Annotated in this window: 3 protein-coding genes; 1 reads left to right on the forward strand and 2 read right to left on the reverse strand. The window is 40.6% G+C overall.

The genetic code is table 11. The annotated features are described in order from the left end of the window. On the reverse strand, window positions 1-1,489 hold a 1,489-nt coding region (glpK, locus tag AC52RT_RS15695; protein ID WP_495541610.1), incomplete at its 3' end, for a glycerol kinase GlpK. Between the two features lie 122 nt (window positions 1,490-1,611). After that, window positions 1,612-2,454 carry a non-homologous end joining protein Ku gene (gene ku, locus AC52RT_RS15700; protein WP_495541611.1) on the reverse strand — a complete coding sequence of 281 codons (843 nt, stop codon included), beginning with the start codon at window positions 2,452-2,454 and terminating at the stop codon, window positions 1,612-1,614. A gap of 137 nt (window positions 2,455-2,591) precedes the next feature. Between ku and ligD the strand changes: the two genes are divergently transcribed. Continuing rightward, window positions 2,592-3,807, forward strand: a 1,216-nt coding sequence (gene ligD / locus AC52RT_RS15705; RefSeq protein ID WP_495541612.1) for a non-homologous end-joining DNA ligase LigD, incomplete at its 3' end; no start/stop codon positions are given.

A 3,807-nucleotide genomic window follows, 5' to 3' on the forward strand; every position in this document is an offset into this window, starting at 1 on the left:
ATTTAAATAATTGTGCTGCTTTAACTGCTTTTTTCCAACCGCCGTATAATTCTTCACGATTTTCTTCATCCATGCTTGGTACGAATTCCTTCTCAAGTTTCCATTGTGCAGCAATTTCGGTGGAATCCTTCCAATAGCCTGTCGCCAATCCTGCTAAATAGGCCGCTCCTAGTGCCGTCGTTTCATTAATGGCAGGGCGTTCTACTTCTACAGACAGCATATCACTTTGGAATTGCATTAAGAAATTATTCTTAACTACTCCGCCGTCTACACGAAGTTTTTTCAAATGAATTCCTGAGTCGGCTTCCATGACATCAAGCACATCCCGGGCTTGATAGGCCAGCGATTCAAGGGTTGCTCTGATAAAATGTTCTTTAGATGTCCCTCTTGTTAGACCAAACACTGAACCTCTGACCTCACTGTCCCAATACGGAGTTCCTAAACCAACAAAAGCTGGTACTACATAAACACCATCAGAAGAGGTAACTTTATAGCAATAGTCTTCACTATCACTGGTATCTTTCAGCATACGCATCCCGTCTCTCAGCCATTGTACCGCCGAGCCGGCAACAAACACACTTCCCTCCAAAGCATAAGTTACTTTCCCATCTATTCCCCAGGCAATCGTGGTGAGCAGTCCATGTTTTGACTCAACCGCTTTATCGCCTGTATTCATCAGCATGAAGCAGCCTGTTCCGTACGTATTTTTTCCCATTCCTGACTCAAAACAAGCTTGTCCAAACAAGGCTGCTTGCTGATCACCGGCAGCACCTGCAATGGGAATTTGCTGTCCAAAGAAATGCGTTTCATCTGTACAGCCGTAAATCTCAGAAGATGACTTGACTTCAGGAAGCATGGATTTAGGAATATCGAGAATCTTAAGCAATTCCTCATCCCACTGAAGATCATGGATATTAAACATCAATGTCCTTGAAGCATTCGAATAATCAGTCACATGAGTCTTACCAGCGGAAAGTCTCCAAATCAACCATGTATCGATTGTTCCAAACAATAACTCACCATTTTCAGCCTGTTCTCTAGCTCCTTCGACATGATCCAGTATCCATTTCACCTTGGTCCCTGAAAAATATGAATCTAGCCGCAGACCCGTTTTCTTTCTAAATGTTTCTTCATAACCTGCTTCTTTTAGGTCTGAACAAATACTCGCTGTTTGACGTGATTGCCAAACAATAGCACGATAGATCGGCTTTCCTGTTTTTTTATTCCAGACGACTGTTGTTTCTCTTTGATTCGTAATCCCAATACTATCGATTTGCATCGGTTTTATATCACTATCGGACAAACATGTTGCAATAACGGCTAAAACGGACCCCCAAATTTCGTTAGCGTCATGCTCCACCCAACCCGGCTCAGGAAAATATTGTTTAAACTCTTGTTGTGATACATGAACCATTTCCCCTGCTTTATTGAATAAAATGGCTCTTGTGCTTGTCGTACCTTGATCAATTGAAAGTATATATTTCTCCACTTCATTACAACCCCTTACACAATTTCTTCCTGTATGATTGTAGAAGATTTCTTTTGTTTAAGCAAAGAATATGTTTTTAATATAATAAAAACCGGACGAATAGGCTCGTCCGGTTTCTACTATTATGCTTCTTTTTTTCTAGGGGCAGCTTTTTTACGTGTGCCGGGTTTTTTTGTTTGTTTACCCGCTGGTTTTGTCCGATCAATTGACGCTTGTAAGGCAGCCATCAAATCTGTCACATTTGAAGCAGCTTGCTTCGGCTGCTTAGCACTGACCACTTTTTCCCCAGTCTTTTTCGATTCAATCAGCTCCATTAATGCTGTCCGGTATTCATCATGATATTTATCTGGAACAAAGTCTGTCGTTAATTGATCAATCAGCATGATCGCCGTATCAAGTTCCTTCTTTACGACATTTTCACTTGATGGGATATTTGGCACATCTTCCGTTTGTCGTACTTCATCCGGATAATGAATGGTTTCCATCAAAAGGGTCTGATCAAGTACGCGAATCACAGCTAAACTTTCCTTCGAGCGTATCATAATCTTCGCCAATCCAACTTTCCCTGAAGTCTCCAAAGCTTGTCGCAATAACGAATAAGCCTTACTCCCCCCTTCATTAGGAGACATATAGTAGCTTCTGTTGAAATAGATTGGATCAATTTCTGTAATCTTAACAAAATCGATAATTTCAACCGCTTTATCTTCATTTTCCTTTTTGAGTTGAGCTAACTCCTCATCTTCAAGAACAACAAACTTCCCTTTCGTATATTCATATGCTCTGACGATATCGTCTTTGCCCACTTCCATCTTACAAACGGGGCAGACTTTTTCATATTTTATTGGTGAATGACATTCCTTATGCAATGTTCGTAAGGAAATATCTTTATCTTCAGTAGCTGCATGGAGTTTAATAGGAATATTAACTAATCCAAAGCTAATGCTCCCCTTCCAAATTGTATGCATCGTGTCACCCTCTTCAAAGATTTATTGGTTATCTCCATTTTCTCCAAATGAAATGGAATTTATTCTTTATCTCTTGGATTAATTTTTTCGTGATGTGGAAACACTGAAGATAAAGGGAGGAATCCATATTGAAACCAATGCTGCCTACCTATCGAGATGAAGCTCCCAAGGGGAAAGACTGGCTTTTTGAACCGAAATATGACGGTTTTCGCGCGATATTAACACTATCAAACCATCATATTTCTTTAATAAGCAGAAATGGAAAAGAATTATTACCACAATTCCCTGAAATTGAAGCGTTTATCAACTCCATCATTCCTACTATAGAAAAAGAGCTGCCGCTCGTGCTCGATGGGGAATTAGTCTGGCTGGAAAACCCTTATAAATCTAATTTCATGCATATGCAGTGGCGGGGACGATTGCGGAATGTTGAATTAATTACAAAGGCAGCGACTCTGTCTCCTTGTACCCTGCTTTCCTTTGATTTGTTACAGCTAAAAGGCAAAAGCATCATCGATTTACCTTATGTAAAACGAAAAAGCCTTCTTTTCGATTTTGGTCAAAAACTTAAGCTGCCATTATTGCCTGAGCCTATGCATGATGCAAGAATACAGCTTATCCCAAACAGCAAAACGTTCGACTTCATAAAAGAACAGGTCCTGCTTTACGATGGAGAGGGAATGGTAGCGAAGAACGCTCAAAGTTCTTGGCAAGAAGGAAAGCGCACCGAAACCTGGTATAAATTAAAAAACTGGCGCACCGTAACCTGTTTTATCACCGCCCTTGATAAAGAAAATGAATATTTGACGTGCGGCGTCTATAAAGATGATCAAATCGTTAACATCGGACAAGTAAAAAACGGCATCCAACCTACAGAAAAAGAAATCGTTCGAACCCTTGTTAAAAGCAATGCTCATTCAGAAGACGACCGCTATTACTTCATGAATCCTTCTCTTTGTATCTCTGTTCATTTTTTGCATGCCTACGATCAAGATCATCTACGAGAGCCACGATTTGACCGTTTCGTTCTTGATCAAGTTCCCCAGAATTGTACATGGGAAGCATTCATAGCGGCTCAATATACGTTTCCTGAAAACGTAACGGTTACCTCTCCGGATAAACCAATTTGGGAGTTACCTGCACAAACAATGACCAAAGTTGACTATTTACAATACCTGAGGATTATCTCCAGCTGGTTTCTCCCGTTTCTTCAGAATCGTTCGCTTACCTCGATCCGTTATCCGCATGGAGTACTAGGCGGTGAACGATTTTTTCAAAAAAACGTGCCCGAATATGCACCTGACTTTGTAAAGACCGTACTAGAGTCTGATCACGAAGCTATTCTTTGTAATG

The sequence above is a fragment of the Peribacillus sp. genome (assembly GCF_059453735.1).